The 20,483-nt window shown below is 67.6% G+C and carries 21 protein-coding genes and 1 pseudogene; 6 read left to right on the forward strand and 16 right to left on the reverse strand.

Annotated features, from left to right (window positions below):
• Positions 1-62 precede the first annotated feature (62 nt).
• The gene (glnA, locus tag G6N19_RS00930) at positions 63-1,499 is read left to right on the forward strand and encodes a type I glutamate--ammonia ligase (protein WP_013828618.1); all 1,437 of its coding nucleotides are present in this window, start codon (positions 63-65) and stop codon (positions 1,497-1,499) included.
• A gap of 117 nt (positions 1,500-1,616) precedes the next feature.
• On the opposite strand, the gene G6N19_RS00935 is transcribed toward glnA (G6N19_RS00930), so the two are convergent.
• The 5 genes from G6N19_RS00935 to G6N19_RS00955 all read right to left on the reverse strand — a co-directional run bounded on the left by G6N19_RS00935 (position 1,617) and on the right by G6N19_RS00955 (position 8,984).
• The gene (locus G6N19_RS00935) at positions 1,617-2,240 is read right to left on the reverse strand and encodes a hypothetical protein (protein WP_193465591.1); all 624 of its coding nucleotides are present in this window, start codon (positions 2,238-2,240) and stop codon (positions 1,617-1,619) included.
• A 144-nt stretch (positions 2,241-2,384) separates the two neighbouring features.
• Entirely contained in the window at positions 2,385-3,032 is a 648-nt protein-coding gene (locus G6N19_RS00940; protein WP_193465592.1) for a PaaI family thioesterase, read from the reverse strand.
• Between the two features lie 13 nt (positions 3,033-3,045).
• Entirely contained in the window at positions 3,046-6,069 is a 3,024-nt protein-coding gene (locus G6N19_RS00945) for a bifunctional [glutamine synthetase] adenylyltransferase/[glutamine synthetase]-adenylyl-L-tyrosine phosphorylase (RefSeq protein ID WP_193465593.1), read from the reverse strand.
• Between the two features lie 12 nt (positions 6,070-6,081).
• Positions 6,082-7,422 (reverse strand): type I glutamate--ammonia ligase, encoded by a 1,341-nt coding sequence (gene glnA, locus G6N19_RS00950; protein ID WP_041317699.1) that lies wholly within the window; start codon positions 7,420-7,422, stop codon positions 6,082-6,084.
• A 20-nt stretch (positions 7,423-7,442) separates the two neighbouring features.
• Positions 7,443-8,984, reverse strand: a complete 1,542-nt coding sequence (locus G6N19_RS00955) for an alpha/beta hydrolase (protein ID WP_193465594.1) — start codon at positions 8,982-8,984, stop codon at positions 7,443-7,445.
• Between the two features lie 230 nt (positions 8,985-9,214).
• Here G6N19_RS00955 and panB point away from each other — a divergent pair, with 230 nt between their 5' ends.
• The 4 genes and pseudogenes from panB (at position 9,215) to G6N19_RS00970 (ending at position 11,546) form a co-directional block, all read left to right on the forward strand.
• Positions 9,215-10,066 carry a 3-methyl-2-oxobutanoate hydroxymethyltransferase gene (panB, locus tag G6N19_RS00960; protein WP_041317696.1) on the forward strand — a complete coding sequence of 284 codons (852 nt, stop codon included), beginning with the start codon at positions 9,215-9,217 and terminating at the stop codon, positions 10,064-10,066.
• Positions 10,067-10,120: 54 nt separating this feature from the next.
• Positions 10,121-10,252, forward strand: a pseudogene (locus tag G6N19_RS21670) (CHAD domain-containing protein); the annotation flags it as partial.
• Between the two features lie 159 nt (positions 10,253-10,411).
• Positions 10,412-11,131 carry a CHAD domain-containing protein gene (locus tag G6N19_RS21675; RefSeq protein ID WP_408632477.1) on the forward strand — a complete coding sequence of 240 codons (720 nt, stop codon included), beginning with the start codon at positions 10,412-10,414 and terminating at the stop codon, positions 11,129-11,131.
• Between the two features lie 157 nt (positions 11,132-11,288).
• The gene (locus G6N19_RS00970) at positions 11,289-11,546 is read left to right on the forward strand and encodes a hypothetical protein (RefSeq protein WP_193465596.1); all 258 of its coding nucleotides are present in this window, start codon (positions 11,289-11,291) and stop codon (positions 11,544-11,546) included.
• 8 nt (positions 11,547-11,554) lie between these two features.
• Here the strand turns inward: G6N19_RS00970 and G6N19_RS00975 are convergent, their stop codons facing one another.
• The 7 genes from G6N19_RS00975 to G6N19_RS01005 form a co-directional block, all read right to left on the reverse strand.
• Positions 11,555-12,016 (reverse strand): hypothetical protein, encoded by a 462-nt coding sequence (locus G6N19_RS00975; RefSeq protein WP_081465508.1) that lies wholly within the window; start codon positions 12,014-12,016, stop codon positions 11,555-11,557.
• 551 nt (positions 12,017-12,567) lie between these two features.
• On the reverse strand, positions 12,568-12,870 hold the full coding sequence (locus G6N19_RS00980; protein WP_193465597.1) for a hypothetical protein: 303 nt from the start codon (positions 12,868-12,870) through the stop codon (positions 12,568-12,570).
• Between the two features lie 2 nt (positions 12,871-12,872).
• The gene (locus tag G6N19_RS00985; protein WP_193465598.1) at positions 12,873-13,736 is read right to left on the reverse strand and encodes a phage major capsid protein; all 864 of its coding nucleotides are present in this window, start codon (positions 13,734-13,736) and stop codon (positions 12,873-12,875) included.
• A gap of 105 nt (positions 13,737-13,841) precedes the next feature.
• Positions 13,842-14,255 carry a hypothetical protein gene (locus G6N19_RS00990; protein WP_193465599.1) on the reverse strand — a complete coding sequence of 138 codons (414 nt, stop codon included), beginning with the start codon at positions 14,253-14,255 and terminating at the stop codon, positions 13,842-13,844.
• On the reverse strand, positions 14,248-14,853 hold the full coding sequence (locus G6N19_RS00995) for a hypothetical protein (protein ID WP_193465600.1): 606 nt from the start codon (positions 14,851-14,853) through the stop codon (positions 14,248-14,250). Before G6N19_RS00995 ends, G6N19_RS00990 begins: the two co-directional genes overlap by 8 nt.
• Positions 14,850-16,193, reverse strand: a complete 1,344-nt coding sequence (locus tag G6N19_RS01000) for a phage portal protein (protein ID WP_193465601.1) — start codon at positions 16,191-16,193, stop codon at positions 14,850-14,852. Before G6N19_RS01000 ends, G6N19_RS00995 begins: the two co-directional genes overlap by 4 nt.
• Positions 16,190-17,641, reverse strand: coding sequence for a terminase large subunit domain-containing protein (locus G6N19_RS01005; protein WP_193465602.1), 1,452 nt, complete (start codon positions 17,639-17,641; stop codon positions 16,190-16,192). The genes G6N19_RS01000 and G6N19_RS01005 overlap by 4 nt, the downstream gene beginning before the upstream one ends.
• A 14-nt stretch (positions 17,642-17,655) precedes the next feature.
• Between G6N19_RS01005 and G6N19_RS01010 the strand changes: the two genes are divergently transcribed.
• Complete coding sequence (locus G6N19_RS01010; protein WP_193465603.1) at positions 17,656-17,958, forward strand: hypothetical protein; 303 nt, start codon at positions 17,656-17,658, stop codon at positions 17,956-17,958.
• 372 nt (positions 17,959-18,330) lie between these two features.
• Here the strand turns inward: G6N19_RS01010 and G6N19_RS01015 are convergent, their stop codons facing one another.
• Genes G6N19_RS01015 through G6N19_RS01030 form a run of 4 tightly spaced genes read right to left on the reverse strand, consistent with a single transcriptional unit; the run spans position 18,331 to position 20,249 of the window.
• A complete protein-coding gene (locus G6N19_RS01015; protein ID WP_193465604.1) occupies positions 18,331-18,582 on the reverse strand; it encodes a hypothetical protein in 252 nt (83 codons plus the stop codon).
• The gene (locus G6N19_RS01020; protein ID WP_193465605.1) at positions 18,579-19,001 is read right to left on the reverse strand and encodes a hypothetical protein; all 423 of its coding nucleotides are present in this window, start codon (positions 18,999-19,001) and stop codon (positions 18,579-18,581) included. The genes G6N19_RS01015 and G6N19_RS01020 overlap by 4 nt, the downstream gene beginning before the upstream one ends.
• On the reverse strand, positions 18,998-20,068 hold the full coding sequence (locus G6N19_RS01025; RefSeq protein WP_193465606.1) for an AAA family ATPase: 1,071 nt from the start codon (positions 20,066-20,068) through the stop codon (positions 18,998-19,000). Before G6N19_RS01025 ends, G6N19_RS01020 begins: the two co-directional genes overlap by 4 nt.
• The gene (locus G6N19_RS01030; protein ID WP_193465607.1) at positions 20,061-20,249 is read right to left on the reverse strand and encodes a hypothetical protein; all 189 of its coding nucleotides are present in this window, start codon (positions 20,247-20,249) and stop codon (positions 20,061-20,063) included. Before G6N19_RS01030 ends, G6N19_RS01025 begins: the two co-directional genes overlap by 8 nt.
• Positions 20,250-20,483 lie beyond the last annotated feature (234 nt).

A 20,483-nucleotide genomic window follows, 5' to 3' on the forward strand; every position in this document is an offset into this window, starting at 1 on the left:
GTAACGTCAGCAACGGCAACCCCGCCGTCCGACCGGGGCTACCAGCGGAGGAGAACACTTCTGTGACCGACAAGACGGCCGACGACATTCTCAAGCTCGTGGCCGACGAGAACGTGGAGTACATCGACATCCAGTTCTGCGACTTGCCGGGCATGATGCAGCATCTGACGATCCCCGCGGCCACGCTCGACGCCAGCGTGTTCGAGGACGGGTTGGCCTTCGACGGTTCCTCGATCCGCGGCTTCCAGTCCATCCACGAGTCGGACATGATGCTGCTGCCCGACTTCTCCACCGCCCAGATCGATCCGTTCCGGGCGGCCAAGACGCTGAACCTGAACTTCTTCGTCCACGACCCGTTCACCCGCGAGCCCTACTCCCGCGACCCGCGCAACGTCGCCCGCAAAGCGGAGAACTACCTGACCAGCACCGGCATCGCCGACACCGCCTACTTCGGCGCCGAAGCCGAGTTCTACATCTTCGACTCGGTGAGCTTCGACTCGCAGATGAACGGCACCTTCTACGAGGTCGACTCGGACTCGGGCTGGTGGAACACCGGCTCGCCGACCGAGATCGGCGGCGGCGTCAACCGCGGCTACAAGACCCGCCCCAAGGGCGGCTACTTCCCGGTGGCGCCCAACGACCATTACGTCGACCTGCGCGACGCCATGACCACCAACCTCGCCAACGCGGGCCTGACCCTGGAGCGCGGGCACCACGAGTGCGGCTCCGGCGGGCAGGCCGAGATCAACTACCGGTTCAACACGCTGCTGCACGCCGCCGATGACCTGATGCTGTTCAAATACATCATCAAGAACACCGCCTGGGCTAACGGCAAGACCGTCACCTTCATGCCCAAACCGCTGTTCGGTGACAACGGCTCGGGCATGCATGTGCACATGTCGCTGTGGAAGAACGGCGATCCGTTGTTCTACGACGAGGCCGGTTACGCCGGGCTGTCCGACATCGCCCGGCACTGCATCGGCGGCATCCTGCACCACGCCCCGTCACTGCTGGCGTTCACCAACCCGACCATCAACTCCTATAAGCGCCTGGTGCCGCACTACGAGGCGCCGATCAACCTGGTCTACAGTCAGCGCAACCGCTCGGCCTGTGTGCGCATCCCGATCACCGGTACCAACCCCAAGGCCAAGCGGCTGGAGTTCCGCTGCCCGGACTCCTCGGGCAACCCGTACCTGGCGTTCGCGGCGATGCTGATGGCCTGCGTCGACGGCGTCAAGAACAAGATCGAGCCGGCCGCTCCGGTCGACAAGGACCTCTACGAGCTGCCGCCCGACGAGGCAGCCGGCATCCCGCAGGCCCCGACCACCCTGGCCCAGGTGATGGACAACCTGGAAGCCGATCACGAATACCTCACCGAGGGCGGGGTTTTCACGCCGGATCTGATCGAGAACTGGATCCGCTACAAACGCGACCACGAGATCACCCCGATCAACCTGCGCCCGCACCCCTACGAGTTCGCGCTGTACTACGACTGCTGAGTCGAGTTCCGGCGCGACACCATCGGCGGCGCAAATCGCGCAAAGTTCAGGGCGGGAATCAACCGGCCAGCAGGAATGTCGCGAGGAAGGCCAAGCGGCCGGCGGACGATCGTTGCGTCAGAACCCGAAGTCGAAGAAGTCCGTCATGGCCACGGCATCGTCGAAGAGGCTGCCGATCCAGACCACGGGAGCCGACGCGAGCGCGAGCGGGATCACCTCACCGAAGCTGATCCCCAGCATCTGGAATCCCGCGGACATGGTGTCGGCCATCGAGCCCTCGGCGACCGCACTCTCGAACGCCTGCGAGGCATCCAGCATCGATGCGCCGGCATCCGCCCACTGCTGGTTGAGCGGCGCGAAGAACAACTGGTCGATCAGCGACGACATCGACCCGGAATGCTCGAGGATCGTCGCTTCGGCCGGCGCGAGTTTGTCGTCGATGATGTCGACCGCCCGGTCCATGATGCTCGGAAAACGATGCATCGCCTCCACAGCCGACAGCAAGGTTCCGGATAGCTCTGAGGTGTCGATCCCGGTGATGACGTCGCTGGCGTCCCCGAAATTCGTACTCGCGATGATCAACAGCTCGGTCGAATCGGCGTTCTCGCCGGCGACTGCGATACCGGCGAGCTGATCGGCGGCGCCGGCGTGGGCGCCGCCCAGTCCGACCGTCACCGCAACCGCCACGGCCCCGCTGACCAGGCCGACTCCCACACCGAAACGACGCCCATAAGCCGACATCAGCAAGATCCTCGTCCCCGAATCCCCACCGCGACCCTGACAACCTCGCGGACATGAGTGTTTCTGAAGAAAACCCTAGCAAATGATCAGGTCCATCCGAAGAATTCCTGCGCAACGCATTCTCCCCGACTGCTGCGCCAGCCCTCACTCCACCGCGTCGCGGGCCCAGGACGGCATGATGAAGACCCCGTCGGCCTCCACGGTCACCCCGGACGCGTCGGAGATGTGCCCGCGGGCATAGGTCTTGAAGCCCTCCTTGCGGTAGATCGAGGCTTCGGCGTGCAACGGCCCCAGCGGGGTGCCGCGCAAGTACTTCACGGTGATGGTGCCGGTGTAGAGCGCCTTGGTCAGGCCGTCGCTGGCGGCCTCCCCCAGCAGGTGGTCGAGGACCAGGGCGCTGACCCCGCCGTGGACCAGGCTCGGCGGCCCTTCGTAGGCCGCCCCGAGATGGAAATCGGTCCAGCAGTGACCGTTTTCGCCGTGCTCGATCACCAGCGGAGGAGCGATCGGGTTGCGCAGCCCGATCACGGCGTTGCCCCATGCCAGCGGCCGCCCGTCGACCACGTAACGCATTCCGGGCGAGTCGCTCAGCGTATCGGCCTGCAGCCGCTCGGTCAGCTCGCGCAGTTGAGCGGTCACCTCGCGAGCCGTGGTGTCGTCGGTTTGGGTGCGGATGGTGGCGTCGATCAGCTCGCGCACCGCCTGCGCCAGTGGTCCGTAACGCTCCAACAACCGCGCACTCTCATCGGTACTGATCGTCGGCACGTTCGAGCCCGGCCTGAATTGCACCACAAACGTACTCCTTCTAGTCTCCGAATACCTTGCGCACCACAACCTTCGCGCGCCGCGTCACCCGCAGATAATTGTCCAGGAATTCACCGCCGTCACCGCCGGGCCAGCCGGCGGCCACCGCCACCGCGTTGAGCGCCCGCCCCGCCCCGGGCAGCTGGTCGGTCGGTTTGCCCCGCACCAGCACCAGCGCGTTGCGGGCCCGGGTCGCGGTCAGCCAGGCCTGCCGGAGCCGGTCCACGTCGTCTTCGTCGACCAGCCCGGCATCGGCGATGGCGTCCAGCGTCTCCAGCGTCGACGTGTTGTGCAGCGCCGGGACCTCGTGTGCGTGGCGCAGCTGCAGCAACTGCACGGTCCATTCGACGTCGGCCAGCCCGCCGCGGCCCAGTTTGGTGTGGGTGTTGGGATCGGCGCCTCGCGGCAGCCGCTCGGCGTCGACTCGGGCCTTCACCCGGCGGATCTCCCGCACCGCATCGGCCGACACCCCGCCGGCGGGGTACCGGGTGCGGTCGACCATCAGCAGGAACCTGCGGCCCAAGTCCGCATCGCCGGCGACCCGGTGCGCCCGCAGCAACGCCTGGATCTCCCACGGCTGCGCCCACTGGTCGTAGTAGGCCGCATATGAGGCCAGGGTGCGCACCGGCGGGCCGCTGCGGCCCTCCGGCCGCAGGTTGATGTCCACCTGCAGCGGCGGGTCGGCGCTGGCGGTGCCCAGCAGTGCCCGGACCTGCTCGGCGATCGACGTCGCCCAGCGCACCGCGTCGGCATCGCTCACCCCCGCCACCTGTTCGTTGGCCTCGCAGACGAACATCACGTCGGCGTCCGAGCCGTAGCCCAGCTCCCGCCCGCCGAGCCGCCCCATGGCGATGACGGCGATCCGTGCCGGAGCCGACTCCGCCTGGCCGTCTGGCAGGTTGACCCGGATGATCGCGTCCAGGCTGGCCTGCAACACCGCCACCCACACCGACGTCAACGCCGCGCAGACGTCGCGGACATCGAGCATGCCCAGCAGGTCCGCCGAGGCGACCCGGGCCAGCTCGTGACGGCGCAGGCTGCGAGCGGCGGCGATCGCGCGCACCGGATCGGCGTGGCGGGCCGCCGAGGCGATCAGCGCCCGCGCCACCGCGTCCGGCTCGGGGTCCAGCAGCTTCGGCCCGGCAGGCCCGTCGCCGTAGGCCAGCAGGACATCCGGCGCGCGCAACAACAGTTCCGGAACATAAGCCGAGGTGCCCAGCACCCGCATCAGCCGCTTGGCGACGGCGCTGCTGTCGCGCAGCGTGCTCAGATACCAGCGGTGGGCGGCCAACGCCTCGCTGAGCCGCCGGTAGGCCAGCAGCCCGGCATCGGGATTGGGGGTGTCCGACAGCCAGTAGAGCAGCTTGGGCAGCAGCACCGTCTGCACCCGCCCGCGGCGGCCGCTCTGGTTGGTCAGCGCCGCCAGGTGCGTCAAGGCGTTCTGCGGCGCGTCATAGCCGAGCGCGGCCAGTTGCCGCTCGGCGGCGCCGGGCGTCAGACCGCCGGCCAGCTCCAGACCCGCGGGTCCGACCGCTTCCAGCAGCGGTTGGTAGAACAGCTTGGCGTGCAGCCGTGATACCCGCAGGTTCTGCGCCTTGAGCTCCTCGCGCAGCACTCCCAGCGCATCATGGCGGGCGTCCGGGCGGACGTGGGCGGAGCGGGCCAGCCAGCGCAACGCCTCGTCGTCGTCGGGCGGCGGCAGCATGTGGGTGCGCTTGAGCCGCTGCAACTGCAGCCGGTGTTCGAGAAGCCGGAGGAACTCATACGACGCGGTCAGGGTGGCCGCGTCCTCGCGGCCGATGTAGCCGCCGGCGCCCAGCGCCGCCAGGGCGTCGACGGTGGAGGCCACGTGGAGCGACTCGTCGCCGCGACCGTGGACCAGTTGCAACAGTTGCACCGCGAACTCCACATCACGCAGTCCCCCGTTGCCGAGCTTGATCTCCCGGTCCCGGATCTCAGCGGGCACCAGCTGTTCCACCCGCCGGCGCATTGCCTGCACGTCGGCGACGAAATCCTCACGCTCGCAAGCGGTCCACACCATCGGCAGCAGCGCGTCGACGTAGGCTCGCCCCAGCTCGGCATCACCGGCGGCCGGGCGGGCCTTGAGCAACGCCTGAAACTCCCAGGTCTTGGCCCACCGCTGGTAGTAGGCGATGTGCGACTCCAGCGTCCGCACCAGCGCACCCTGCCGGCCCTCCGGCCGCAGCCCGGCATCGACCTCGAAGAACGCCTCACCGGCCACCGCCATCAGCTCGCCGGCAACCCGGCTGCTCACCGCGTCGGCTTCCTCGGCGACGAAGATGACGTCGACGTCGCTGACGTAATTCAGTTCCCGCGCACCGGATTTGCCCATCGCGATCACGGCCAGCCGCGGCACGACGGCGGTGTCGTCCGCGCCGCACACGTTCCGCTCGGCCACCTGCAGGGCGGCAGCCAGCGCGGCATCGGCCAGGTCGGCCAGGTGCGCCCCGACGGCCACGAACGGCAGCGCCGGCAGTGGCTCCACGGTCGGCGCCAGATCCAGCGCCGCCAACACCAGCAGCCGGTCGCGGTAGAGCACCCGCAGCCGCTCGATGCAGCCGCCGTCCGTCGTCTCGGCGATGCAGTCGGCGAACATGGCGCGCAACGCATCCGCCGACGGCAACGTGATCACCCCGTCAGCGCCTTCGGCTCCCTCGGGGGTCGCCAACAGCTTCCACGACTGCGGGTGGGCGATGAGGTGATCACCCAGTGCCAGTGAGGATCCGATCACCCCGAACAGCCGCCCGCGCAGACCGCGGTCGGCCAGCAACGCCGCACTCAGTTCGGCCCAGTCGATTCCCGGCGTCTCCGACAGCCGGACCAGGGTGCGCAGCGCGACGTCGGCGTCGGGTGCCCGCGACAGTGCCCAGAGCACGTCGACGTGCGGTTGGGTGTAGGCGCTGTACCACCCCAGTGCCGTCAGGTCCGCCGCGGCGTACCGGTCGACCAAACCGAGCCGCCCGACGCTGGGCAGCTTGCGGCGCTGCGCTCCGGGATAGGCCACGAGGCGTCCGGACTAGAGCGCCAGGTAGTTCTGCAGCTCGTAGGGGGTCACGTGGCTGCGGTAGTTGGCCCACTCCTGGCGCTTGTTACGCAGGAAGAAGTCGAAAACCTGCTCCCCCAGCGCTTCTGCGACCAGCTCGGAGTTCTCCATCTCGGAAAGGGCGCGCTCCAGGGTGCCGGGCAGTTCCCGATAGCCCATCGCCCGGCGTTCCTCGGGCGTCAACGCCCACACGTTGTCCTCGGCTTCCGGGCCGAGCTCGTAGCCCTTCTCCACCCCGCGTAGCCCCGCGGCCAGCAGCACGGCGAAGGTCAGGTAGGGGTTGCACGCCGAGTCCGGACTGCGCACCTCGACGCGCCGCGACGACGTCTTGTGGGGGCTGTACATCGGTACCCGCACCAGCGCCGACCGGTTGGAGGCACCCCAGGATGCCGCGGTGGGCGCCTCCCCGCCGTGGATCAGCCGTTTGTAGGAGTTCACCCACTGGTTGGTGACGGCACTGATCTCGTTGGCGTGCTCGAGGATTCCGGCGATGAACGACTTGGCGGTATCGGAAAGCTGCAGTGGGTCATCTGGGCTGTGGAAGGCATTGACCTCGCCCTCGAACAGGCTCATGTGGGTGTGCATGGCCGAACCGGCGTATTCGCGGAACGGCTTGGGCATGAACGATGCCCGCACTCCTTCTTTGAGCGCGATCTCTTTGATCAGGTAGCGGAACGTCATCACGTTGTCGGCCATCGACAGCGCGTCGGCGTAGCGCAGGTCGATCTCCTGCTGACCCGGGGCGTTCTCGTGGTGGCTGTACTCCACCGAGATGCCCATGGTTTCCAGCGCCTCGATCGCGTGCCGGCGGAAGTTCGCGGCCGAGCCGTGGATCGCCTGGTCGAAGTAGCCGGCGTCGTCGGCCGGTACCGGCGTCGACCCGTCGTACGGGCCGGGCTCAAGCAGGAAGAACTCGATCTCGGGGTGCACGTAGCAGGCGAAGCCCAGCTCGCCGGCCTTGGCCAGTTGCCGGCGCAGCACGTGCCGCGACGACGCCCACGCCGGCGACCCGTCCGGCATGGTGATGTCGCAGAACATCCGGGCCGAGTACTGCCGGCCGGCGTCCGATGTCCACGGCAGCAGCTGGAACGTGGACGGGTCGGGGTGGGCGACCATGTCCGATTCGAAGACCCGGGCGAAGCCCTCGATCGCCGAACCGTCGAAGCCCACGCCCTCCTCGAAGGCACCCTCGAGCTCAGCCGGTGCGATCGCGACCGACTTCAGGTATCCCAGGACGTCGGTGAACCAGAGCCGGACGAAGCGGATGTCGCGTTCCTCCAGCGTGCGGAGCACAAACTCCTTCTGACGGTCCATACCGCGAAGCGTAGCAGCGCTCAGCACTTCGCATCGGTCGGCGGCAACGTGCCTTCGATCAGGTAACGCGTGGCGAACCCGTCGACGCATTCGTTGCCCTGAAACACCACCGTGTGCTGGGTTCCGTTGAACGTCAGCAGGCCGCCGCGCAACTGCTTGGCCAGGTCAACACCCGCCTGATACGGGGTGGCCGGGTCACGGGTGGTCGACACCACCATCGTCGGCGGCAGATCCGGCACCGAGATGGTGTGCGGCTCGCTGGTCGGGGGCACCGGCCAGAACGCGCAGGTGCTCAGTGGCGCGTCACCGGTGAACTTCCCGTAACTCATGAACGGCGCCAATTCACGCGACCGCCGGTCCTCGTCGATCACCTTGGCGCGGTCGGTGATCGGCGGCTGGTCGACACAGTTGACCGCCACCCGGGCGTCGGTGGCGTTGGTGTACTGGCCCTTGGCGTCGCGGCGCATGTACAGATCGGACAGGCTGAGCATGATGTCGCCGCGCCCGCCGGCCAGATCCGACAGCCCGTCGTTGAGGTGCGTCCAGAACGTCGGCGAGTACAGCGCCATGATGGTCCCGACGATGGCGTCGCTGTAGGACAGCCCGCGCGGGTCCTTGGTCCTGGCGGGCTTGTCCACCAGCGGGTCGACCAGGCTGTGGTAGACGTCGACGGCCTTGTCCGGATCGGTGCCCAGCGGGCACTCCGGCTCCTTGGCGCAGTCCGCCGCGAAGTCGTCGAAGGCGCCCTGAAAGGCCTGCGCCTGGCGCAGGTCCTCCTCGATCGGGTCGGCGTTGGGGTCGACCGCGCCGTCGAGGATCATCGCGCGCACATTCTGCGGGAAGGCCTCGGCATAGGCCGAGCCGATCCGGGTGCCGTAGGAATATCCCAGGTAGGTCAGCTTCTCGTCGCCCAGCCCAGCCCGGATCGCGTCGAGGTCACGGGCGACGTTGACGGTGCCGACGTTGGCCAGGAACTCCTTGCCGGTCTTCTCCAGGCAGCGCTCGACGTATTCCTTGGTCTCGTTCTCGATGCGTGCCACGCCCTCGGGGCTGTAGTCCACCTGGTTGAGGGCCCGCAGCCGGTCGTTCTCCTTGTCGGAGTTGCACCAGACCGCCGGCCGGCTCGACGCCACCCCCCGCGGGTCGAAGCCGACCAGGTCGAAGTGCTCGCGGACCTTGCGCGGCAGCGTGGTGACCAGACCCACCGCGGTTTCGATGCCGGACTCGCCCGGCCCGCCCGGGTTGATCACCAGCGAGCCGATCTTGTCCTTGGTGGCCGGGAACCGGATCATGGCCAGCCGGGCCACGGCGCCCTGCGTGTCGGAGTAGTCGACCGGAACCGCGATGAATCCGCACTGGGCGTCGTCGGGCACCTTGATGTTGGTGTCGGCGGTGAACCGGCACTTGTCCCACTGCACCGGCTGGCCGACCCGCGGCGCGGCCAATACCGCGTGCCCCGGCGTCATCCTGGTGCAGCTGCCGACCGTGAGCGCCACCATCGCGATCGCGAGGCAGGTCAGAGTCGTACGCGCGATCCTGTCGCGGCGGGTCGGCGGGGTCATGACACCACATGCTGCCATGCACGGTCGGTCGGCTCCGGGCACCCGGTCGCTCAGCGCGTGGCGTCGAGCAGGCCCGCCGCTGATCGGGCCGGCCGGTTCGGGTGTGAGGAAATCCACTCCACCTGGTGGTTCAGCAGCACCGCGGCAGGTGGCACACTGGCTGATGTCAGACGACCCGGGGACCCTGCGCAGGGCTTCGAGGATCGACCCGACCAATTCGAGGGACAACGATGTCTGAGCACGTTTACGGCGCTTCGCGCGATGACAAGCCCCAACCGACCCGCATTGCTCCGCAGACCCGCGTTCATCATCTGCAACAGCTGAAAGGCGAGGGCCGCAAGTGGGCGATGCTCACGGCCTACGACTACTCCACGGCCCGGATCTTCGACGATGCCGGCATCCCGGTGCTGCTGGTGGGCGACTCGGCGGCCAACGTGGTCTACGGCTACGACAGCACCGTGCCGATCTCCATCGATGAACTGATCCCGTTGGTCCGGGCGGTGGTGCGCGGCGCCCCGCATGCACTGGTGGTCGCCGACCTGCCGTTCGGCTCGTATGAGGGCGGACCGGCGGCGGCGCTGGCCACCGCCACCCGCTTCATGAAGGAGGGCGGCGCCCACGCGGTCAAACTGGAAGGCGGAGAGCGGGTGGCCGAGCAGATCGCGACGCTGTCGGCGGCCGGCATCCCGGTGATGGCGCACATCGGCTTCACCCCGCAGAGCGTCAACACCCTCGGCGGTTTCCGGGTGCAGGGTCGCGGTGACGCCGCCGAGCAGACCATCCACGATGCGATCGCCGTCGCCGAGGCCGGTGCGTTCGCCGTGGTGATGGAGATGGTGCCCGCCGAACTGGCCACCCAGATCACCGGCAAGCTGACCATTCCCACCGTCGGGATCGGCGCCGGACCCAACTGCGACGCGCAGGTGCTGGTATGGCAGGACATGGCCGGGATGACCACCGGCAAGACCGCCCGGTTCGTCAAGCGTTTCGGCGATGTCGGCGCTGAATTACACCGTGCGGCAACCCGGTACGCCGACGAGGTGTCGGCCGGTACCTTCCCCGCCGAGGAGCACTGCTTCTGACACGGCGCCACTCGCGGTGTGACACGCTGAGCTATGGCCGGTGACAACGCGGGCGATCCGATCCGCTGCGCCATTGCCGAGCAGGTCGCTTCGCTGCCGGTGATCGAGCGCGCCGTGCGGGCCGATGCCGACGACGCGGTGCATCAGCTGCGGGTGAGCATCCGCCGGATCCGCAGCCTGCTGCGGGCCGTTCCCGGCGGTTCAGCGAGGCTCGACGAAGGAGAGCCGAAGCTGGGACCGCCGCACGAACACAGCGGTTCAGCGAGGCTCGACGAAGGAGAGGCGAAGCTGGGACCGCCGCACGAACACAGCGGTTCAGCGAGGCTCGACGAAGGAGAGGCGAAGCTGGGACCGCCGCACGAACACCGCGGTTCAGCGAGGCTCGACGACGAGCTGCGCTGGCTGGCCGGGGTGCTCGGCACGGCGCGGGACGCCGAAGTGCTGGCCCAGCGCTACCGGCGGGCACTCCACCGGATCGCACCGTCACTGGTGCGGGGGCGGGTCGCCGAACGACTGGTGGACGCCGCCGCGCAGCGCTACCGGGCCGGGTGGGCGCAATCGGTGGCCGCGCTGGACTCGCCCCGGTATCGCCGACTGCTCGCCGGCCTTGAGACCGTGGCCGCCGGGCAGAGCACCGCCCCGGCCGACGAGTCGGCCGGCAGCGACACCGCGACCGTCGCGGCCGCCTATCGGCGGGTGCGCAAGGCCGCCAAGGCCACCCGGGTCGGCGGTACCGGCCACGACGACGAAGCGCTGCACCGGATCCGCAAGGCGGCCAAGCGGCTGCGCTACACCGCGGCGGCGATGGGTGCACCCTCGATCGAGGAGCAGGCCAAGACGATCCAGAACCTGCTCGGCGAGCATCAGGACAGTGTGGTCAGCCGGGAACATCTGCTTACCGAGTCTCGGGCCGCCGAAGCAGCCGGTGAGGACACCTTCACCTACGGGTTGCTCTACCAGCAGGAACGCGACATCGCCCGCACCTGCCGGGCCCAACTCGATCAGGCGCTCGACGAACTCGCCGAGTCGATGGCAGTGCTACGGGGCGGACGAGCCGGCCTGTAATCCCGCCGCGGTGAACGCCGCACACGGCCACATCTGGGCACGTGCGAACTCGACGACCGTCCACCGCCAAGCCCACCAGCGAGAGAACCCGGGCCCTTTCGGCCGGTGCACCACGTTGGCATTCCCCGGCGGGGACACGTGGCCCCGCCCCGGTCGGATGCTGACACCGACCAACCAACGAAATACACTGCATCAAAAGGTATTTCACGAACAATCAATGACCAGCCATCGCCCGCTGATCGAGCCACTGTCGACCACGCCAACTCAGCCAAGCCGGAAGGGAAATACCCATGAGCGCACTAACCCCGGGATCGTCACCACCGACGCCGAGGTGTTCAAAGCCGAAGCCGGCCGCAGGCGCATGAAGGCCATCCTCCGCCGCCAGCCAGCACGCTTGCGGGCGGTCCTCTACTGAGAGGGCGCCTAGTCCCCGGCGGATGTGCCCGCCAGTGCGCCCAGTACCCGATCGATGAACCGGTCGGCGCTGCCACGAAGACTGTCGTTCGTGTGTTGGGTCGTGTCGACCTCGATCGGATTCCCGGATGCAAAGCGCACCACCACTGCGCGCCGGTACGTTCGCTCCCCGAAAGTGTCCGCCGGACCATAGGCGTTGACTTCGACCCCGATGACCTGGCTCAGCGGCCGGATCAGCGCAACGAGATCCTGCTCCTCCGCAGCGTCCGCGATGTAGTCCAGCTGTCCGATCGCGTGCCCGTCGATCCACACAAGACGGCGCTGCTGATCCGGCAGCATCTCGCGTGCGAAGCCATCAACCGGCCATCGCCTAACCAGCTCGCCGATCTGCTCAACCACGATCCTGGGCGGCCGCGACCAGTCCGGGAATACGTCCCTGGCTATCTGCCGGAGTCGTTCTTCATTCGTCATGGACGACAAGTTAACCCGCAATGCTCCCTCGCGCAGGCCGCCGATCAGCCCGGGATGACGGTGGCCCGTCAACTTGTGACGGTGCTGGGCACGGCTCGAAGCTCGCGCCACCCAAAACGGCCGCCAGCAACCGGATCCGCTTCCCCCACGCTCAGGCCTGCACTTGCTCCGCCACTACTACGCCAGCCGGTTGATCCGGCACGGCGAGAGCGTCAATGGGTGAACGCACTGGTCAAACCTACGGGGCGGACGAGCTGGCCTGTAAGCCGGAATTTGGTCGCTGGGCTTTTGTTGCGTTTGCTGCCGTTGGTCATGTTGGCGCAGTGCTGGTCAAGGCGTTGGTTGTGTTGGCTAACGATGGACGCGGCTAAATCTGCTGCGGACTGACTGCGGACTGGCGGGCCGGGTGCAGGTACACGCTCGGGGGAAAGGTGCCCGTCATGGAGTGCCCTTGCCGGGTCATGGCTCCCCCGGTTGACACCCGGCCCGCCTGGTCTGCGAGGCGGTTCCCGGTTCCCGCAATAGGTGTTGGGAACCGGGAACCGCTCGATCTACTGCGCCCGAACGCGGTACCGGTTGAGGACGAACTGCTCGGCCAGCGACCAGCCGGTGAAGCCACCACGGATTGATCGGCTGAACACTCCGGCGGTCTCGTCGACCGCGATCTGTGCGCCGTTGGCGGCGAGGCGGGCCGCGGCGGTGGTGACCACCGCGGCCAGCTCGTCGTTGGGCTCGCCGTTGCTGAAGCCGTTGCCGCGGGTGTAGGCCTTGGCCATGATCGTGATCACGCTGACGATCTGCTCAAGATCGCCGGCCGCCAGCGCGGTCACGTCGGCCGGGTCGACCTCGGCCACTATCAGGCCTCGGTCAGCAGGGTGACGGCCTTGTCCTGCAGCAGGCCCACGTCCCAGCGGCTGACCACGCGGATGCCGATGGAGTCGTAGTCACCCCAGGTCTGGTCGAGGATTTTGACCTCGGCGTTCACGTCGCGGGCAACGACCACCTTGGAGAAGTCGACCAGCCCGACACGGGCCTTGCCGGGTGCGGTACCGCTGTTGGGGATGCGGTCGGTGACGATCACCGGCAGGCCAAGCAGCCGCAGGTCGGTGCCGTTCTGGATCGTGTTGGGGTCGATCACGTACCGCTTGTCGGTGGTGCCGACCTTGATCTTGCGGATCGCGGCGAAGCTGGCCGGGGTCATCACCCAGTGCGACGGGCTGACGTGATTGCCCTGGGCCTTGGCCAGGCCGTCGATCAGGCTGTCGGGGTCTGCCAGGTCCAGGGTGCCGGTGGCGATCCCGCTGGCCTTGAAGATGCCCTTGACGGAGTTCGTGGTGCCTGCACCGTCCCACAGGGCGGTGTCGAGGGCATTGGCCACGTCGGTGACCAGGCGGGTCCGCAGCACGGCCTCCAGGCCGACCACGCTGGTGCGGATCAGCTCGTTGGACAGGCGGACCAGAACCTTGAGGCCCTTCAGGGTGGACGGCAGCAGGGTCACCTCGTCGAAACCGACGTCGCCGTCGGTGATCTGGGCGCCCTCGGCGACGAATCCGGCGCTGACACCGCTGGTGATGCGGGGAACGCGCACGGGGCTGCTGGAGTCGAGGACGACGGGGCCGGCGGCCAGGAACGTGCTGGCCTGTTCCAGTGGCTGCACGAGCAGGCTGGCGACCTGGGACTGAATGAGAGTGGAGTTGTCTCCGGTGACTTCGATGGTCATGGGTTGTCCTAACGGTTTGCGATGGGATTCGGAATACCCGTGCCGCCAGGACAGTGAAGGGGTCGCACACCAGGCGCGACCCCTTCATCATATACCCCCCGGGGGTTAGGTTCGTTCTTTGAGCATCCCCAGCAGGGAGAAGTCGCCGCCACCGTTGCCGTGCTGGCCCTGACCGATGTCGCCCACCGGTCGCCGTGACGCCAGATGCGGCTTGACGGTAAGCAGCTCGTCGACCGCACCAGCCAATTTGTCGGGGTCGGCAAGATGGTCCTCGTCGAACTCGAGGTCGCTGGGATCGGCGAGGCGGCCGGTGGCCCTCACCAGTTCGGTGTGCAGCCGATGAGCCAGATCGTCGGCCCGCTGCGCCCGCTGGCGATACTTGCCGTTCTCCTGGCGCAGCTTCTCGACAACCTCGCGGGGGAAGGTGTCGTCCTCGGTTTCGTCACCTGACGTTTCCGGGGCCTCGGTGTCGACCTGTTCGACAGCCTCGTCGGGTTCGGTGGTGATGTCGTTATCCATTGCGGTGCAACCTTTCTGTGAACTTTGTTTCCTTGATGTGTTCGGCCAGCACGATGCGCTGAGAACAGTTACAGCCCTGGTGTGTGGGCATCGGGTGATCCGCCGGCCAGATGCGGCCGCCCCTGGCCCACCACGTACAGAGCTGGCAGGGATCGTCGTCGAACTCGCGGACCCATCCCTGAACTAACACCTGTTTGGTCATTGCCTCGGTCGTGGCCCGCTGACCGGCCTCCAGGGGTTCGGAATGCCCGACCCGGCCGGTCTGCATCCGACCCGCGTCGGCGTCGATCTCCTTGTGTCGGAACCGGCCGAAGATCGTGCCCACCGCCTTGCGTAGCCGCGGGAAGTGATCGCGCGGGGTGATGCCGGTCGTCGGGGTCGGCTGACGGGTGGCTTCTTCGATCTGCCGTGACAACCAGCGGTCGGCCAGCCCGACCGCCCTGGCGATCCCGACGTTCACCGCCTGGGCGATCAGGTCGGCGGCCACGTCCTCCACGAGGTCGCCATCGGTATGTGCGACCCACAGTCCGGTCGCCCGGTCACGGGTCGCGTTCGCCAGCTGCATCGTGGCGGCCTGGTATTCGCCGATCAGGGTCATGCTGGCCTGCCAAGGTCGAGGCCAGCGGTGTCGAGGGCTTCAGCGCGGCGGGCCACCCTGATCTCGGCGATCTCGTCGGCGGAGTATCCGAGCTTCGCCAGCGCCGTCGACACCGGCAGCAGACCAGCCTGGTGCAGCTTCACTACGGCGTCGGCCTCCTGGGCGACGGATCGGGTTGCGGCATCAGCCCACTGGACCCGCACGTCGTCGATCAACTGCGGATCACGACCATCCCGGACGGCGATCATCAGCTTGGCCACCTGCTCCCAGGACCGGCCGAACGTGGCCTGTCGTGCCTCAGCGCGGGCCGTCAGTGATGCCTCGGCGGCACGTAGCGCGTCGGCGCTGGCCGGGTTGTCGGTGAACACCCCGACGTAATGCGCGGGAAGTGTTGATACCGCCATGATTTGGCCGAGGATGACCCGGACGCTGGCCTCGTAGCCCTGGAGGTCGGCGGCTTGGAGCTGGCCGAACTTTGAGTCAGGACTCTCGGAGATCATCATGCGATGCGACTCGGGCAGCGGATTGACCTCTACCGTCTCACCCGTCTCGTTGCCGTCCTCGTCGAGGACCGGCTCCTCGGTGAGTTCGATGCCGGTCGCCCACCGTCGGGGCCGGCCGACGTACTCGCTGGTGGTCATCAGGTCGGCCAGACTCTTGTTCAGTGCGTCGACCAGTGGTATGAGGTCGTCGATCTCGGAGTGCCCGCGGCCGTCGAACTCGCTGTGCCAGTGGCGGTCGAGGATGCGATCAGAGTTGTGCAGCCGCACGACCGGGACCGTGCCGAGCGGGTTGGCGATCTCGTCAACGACCTTGAAGCCCGACCCGACCGCGCCGATCTGATTGGCGACCAGGCGGGTGATCCGATCCGGCTCGTACAGGACTGCGGTCGAGGTCTTGGCGATCCGGTCCTCCCAACGCTTCACCGCCGCGGTGATCTGCCGGGTGCCCGGATCGGTCATGACCGTGACCTGCTTGGCGGACTCCACCGACACCGCTGGCCGGCCAAGCCGATCCGCCCACACGATCACGTAGGCGTCACCGAGCAGCAGGGCCTCCCGGTGCGCGGTGCCCGATGTCTGATCGAGGTCGCACCGCACCCAATCGGCCCACAGTGCCGGATCGGAGAAGCCGGTGATCCGCAGCCGTTCGGCCAGGGCGGTCACCGCCAGGCGCGGGATGTTGCTGGCCATGCGCCCGAAGCGGCTGCCCAGCGCCGTGCGGGCCTCCGGCGACAGGAACGCCAACGGTTGCCGGCCCTCGTAATATTTGTCCAGCTCGGCGTAGCGATGCGCTGAGGCATCGAGCTTCTGAAGTAGGTAGGTCAGTTGATCGGTCATGCGAAACTCCTTGTTCTCTTGCGGTTTTTGGTTGTGTGCCAGGCGGCACGGTCGAACGCGACGATGGCGGCCACTGCGGCGTCGATCTTGCGGGGAGAGCCTCGCTTGTCCTTGGATACGAGGTCGCCCATCGGTGTGCGCTTGGCTACGCAGTGGGCGATGTGGGCGGCCAGGCGTTCGTCGCCGTCGTGGGTGACAGCGCGTGTCGTCACCGCCTGGAACAGTCGGTCGGTGGCCGGGGCCATCCGCTGCGCGGCACCGGTATTCCACTCCAGCACCCGCTTCTCACCGTGCCGCTGCGCCCAGGATTCGATCTCAGATCGCCACCCCCACGGGTCACAGGCCAGCTCGGCGACGTCGTAGCGGTCGAACGCGACGTCGACAGCGTTGGACACGTCCTCACGGGGTACGCGCCAGCGCGGGTCGCCGGGGTTCTCCCACAGACCCTCAACCCACAGATGGCCGTCGAGGGTGCAGCCGACCAGGGCGGTGGAGTCACCGCTGGCGCTGCCGTCGAACGCGAGCACCACCCGTTCCCCCGGCGGTACCCGGCGGTCAACGGCACAGTCGGTCCAGGCTCCCCACGGCAACCAGGACTCCACGCCAGTCACCCACTGGCCGAGACGAAGCTGACGAAACACCGGCTCTCGGATCGTCTTCCGGGCAGCCTCCAGGCCGTCCTCCGATAAGAACGGGTCACGGCACGCCAGCGCCGGGTTGCCGACCCTCCAGGCTTTCCGGTCGTCGACCGCACACCCGTCCGGGGCGGCGTACTCACGGAAATAGAACGTCGGGTCACTGCCGGAGCGACCATGCTCGACGAGCCGCCACATGATGCTGTCGGGCGAGCTGGCCGGCGTCGAGATCGCCAGGGTCAGGCTCTCGGGTCGCTTGCCGGTCACGCTGGTGACGGCTTCCCAGACTGCCTCGGTGACGACGTGCAGCTCATCCACGATCAGCAGGCTCGGGTCGTGACCGTGCAGGGCACCGGGTTCGGCTGGCAGCGGCAGCAGCGTGGCGTCGTTTTCGGGCAAGTACAGCCGGTCGACATAGACCTGGACCCGCTCGGCCAGCTCCGGGTTGAGCTCCACCATGCGCTTGGCGTACTTCAGCGTGATGGCACTCTGCCGCTGGTCGCTGGCGACGACCAGCACCTCGGCCGACGCATCCCCAACGAATAGTTCGGCCAGGCCCAACGCGGCCGCCAGCATGGTTTTTCCGTTGGCCCTCGGCAAGCTCACCAGGGCGGTGCGGATACCGGGACCGAACGCGCCCGTGATGATCTCCCGCTGGAACGGGCGCAGCTTGAACGGCTCCTTGGCCCCGACTCCTCGCGGGGTGATCAAGTAGTCGGTGATGAACCGCTCGCGGCGCTTCGCCCTGGCGGTCGGCCAGCCGGTCAGGACTAGCGGATCAGCCGTTACCGTGCCCTTCGGTCCCGCCCTCATGTGAGAATCTCCGAATGCGGGAGCTGACACCGGACCAGCACGAGGCGGCTCAGAAGGCATTGGACTACCTCCACAGCCACCTTCTCGAATCCGAAGCAGGAATGGGCTACGGTCCGGGCACCGCCGAAGCGCTGGAAGAATTTCTTAGCGCTCACGCGGAAAGCGATTACGATCTCGCCCGCAATGCGTTGGGCCTCGCGCTCGGCATGACTGATGTCGCAATCAGTCTCATAAAAACTCGGCAGTCCGAGACTCAGCGCGCGCCGGCGGAAACACTCGCGGATCTGAGGCACGGTTTCACCCCTCCCGCCGAGTGAGTAACTCAAATTCTGCCTTGGGCACGGGTGCCTCTTTGGCCCCCCTCGGGGCATCCCCCCTGGTCAGGGCGTTGCCGCGGGCTGCGCCGGCTGCGCGGTTGCACGGGCCGCACAGCACGTCCACGTCGGCCAGTCGGACCGCCTTGCCCTCGGCCTTGCGCTGCCACGCGCTCGGCTTGTGGTCGCACTGCAGATCCTCGGTCGATCCACACCCCGAACACCACGGCTGCAGTCGACGAGCACGGCGGCTCAGTCGATCCCAGGCGGCGTCGTAGCCGTGGTTGCGAGGTGACTTAGGCGGGTGCTTCGGGGTGTGCTCATCGCAGTGGCTGCGCGGTGACGGCTCACCGCACCGCAGGCAGGGGCGCAGGGTCATCGTCCACCACCCGCCTCGGTGCGCAGGACGACGTTGCGGAGGATCTGCAGGATCTCGTGCGGCTCCCCCGGCACGGATCTCAGCAGGCTGTCGAATGCACCGAGCAGGCCGAACACCAGAGGAAGGGCGTCGGTGCGGTGCATCGTGAGGATGGCCTGGAGGGCACCCATGTTGCCGTCGTGGTAGGCAGTGGCGGCGGTGAGGGCAGCGTGGATGCCGTCGATCTCGGCCTGGGCTTCGGGTGTCATTTCGACCACCAGTTGCGTGCCGTCACGAATGTGGTGCCGGGTTGCGGGTTGTGGTAGCCGTTGCACCGGGTGCACAGCTCTCCGTCAGGCGCGCAATCTTCGTCAATGTCGACACGCCCCCACGCCAACCACTTTTCCTCCAGTGCGTTGTACCTGTACTCCACCCGGTCGTAGACGAATTGGTCGGCGCGGGAAGCGGCAAGGATCTGCAGGACCGAACCGGGGTCGGGTTCAGCCGGCCCCCGCTTGAGTTCCGTGCGTGCTCGGTTGAGGGCGTCGAGGTCGTCGCGGTCGAACATGACGATCATCGGCTGGTCCTCGTCGGGGCCGGTGACGGTGACGTACACCAGGCCCTCATGCGGGCTGGCCTGGTAGGCGAGGACGGTGCCATCTACAAGGTCGATCTCGCTGTCGGTCATGCGGGGTTTCCTTTCTCGGTGGTGGTGCGCCAGGTGCGCATTGCGTTGACGGTGCGTTGTTTCTGCCATGCCAGGCGTTTTCGGGCGTCCTCGACGGTTTCCGGCGGTGGGTCGAGTTCGGCGATCGCGTTCACGTCGGCAGTGGGTGCGGCTTCGTCCTCATTGCGCTCACCATCAGCGGGCGGATAGATGGCCCACTCCAGCACGCCATCGGTGAAGGCAAGCAGCTTGAACGTGCCCGCGACCGGTTCCCGGTCACCGACCGGGCAGTGTGCCCGCAGGCCGCCGTGGCGATCCTTGTTGATCAGCAGGGTGGCGGCTCCACCGTGACCCGGCGTGAAGGGCTGCTTGATCTTGACCCGCAGCGAAACCCCACCGATAGCGCGCCGCTTCGCGGCGGTGCCGCCGGGGCCGGCCGCTCGGGAGTCGGCGCTCTTGGCGAGGTGGTCGTTCGCCAGGACGGCCGCACCGGCCTTGGCGAGCGGCTTGAGGACGTTGGTGTGAGCCAGGGTGAAGTCGTCGCTGGAGTTGCTGCTGGCCCCGTACATCGGCAGCAGTTCGCCCACCGAGTCGACCAAGGCGACGGCTGGCCGCCACTGCATGGAGTCGTCGATGACACGGCGTAACTCGGCGCGGTCTTCGGGTTCGGTGTACCGGAACCGGTCGAGGTCGCGCAGTGCGTGGGCGGGTGCGCCGAGATCAAGCAGTCGCCGAACGGTGGCCGGTGCGCCGTTGTGGTCGAGGTCGATGATCAGCGCCTTCCGGCCAGCCTGGAGTGCCTCGGTGACACACGCCAGGCACAGCCATGACTTGCCCACTTCGGGGTCGCCGAAGATCCAATTGACCTGACCGGCATAGAACAGGGCGTGTCCATCGGTTCGGCGGCCTAGTTGCGGCTCCGGGGGGTCGGGAACCGTGCCGTCGAGCAAAGCGGATACGTCCACGTAGATGGAGGTTTCGTCTGCGGTTCCCGGTTCCCGCATAGTGGGTTGGGAACCGGGAACCGCGCCGTTGTGTTCGGTTCCCGAGCGGTTCCCGGAACCGGGAACCGCGCGAAGTTCAGTCATCGTCACCGCCGTAGTCGGCGGCGATAACGGCAACCAGGCCGCGCAGATCGTCGGGCACGATGCCCCACACACGGCGAAGGGCATCACATCCGCCGCGGGCAAAGCCTTCACGGAATGTGCGTGCGGCTAGGCCGGCGGGGGCGGTGTGATACCGCTGCGGGCCGATTTCGCGAGCTGCCATCGGGATCGGCGTTGCGTGCCACGCCTGCTCGACTGGTGTTGCGGTACCGTGGTCGTAGTCCGCTGCCAAGGACTTTGAAGCCGCTCCGGTGTCGCCGCCGGGGCGGCTTTTCTGTCGTTGAGTCATCAGGCATCGGCCTCCTGCGCGGCGAGCCAAGACAGGACAGTTGACTTTTTCCAGACGCGGCGTCGGCCCAACTTGAAGCTGGGCGGGCCGCTCCCGATGTGAGCCCAA

Origin of the sequence: Mycobacterium novum, from assembly GCF_010726505.1 — a bacterium.
Classification (GTDB): domain Bacteria; phylum Actinomycetota; class Actinomycetes; order Mycobacteriales; family Mycobacteriaceae; genus Mycobacterium; species Mycobacterium algericum.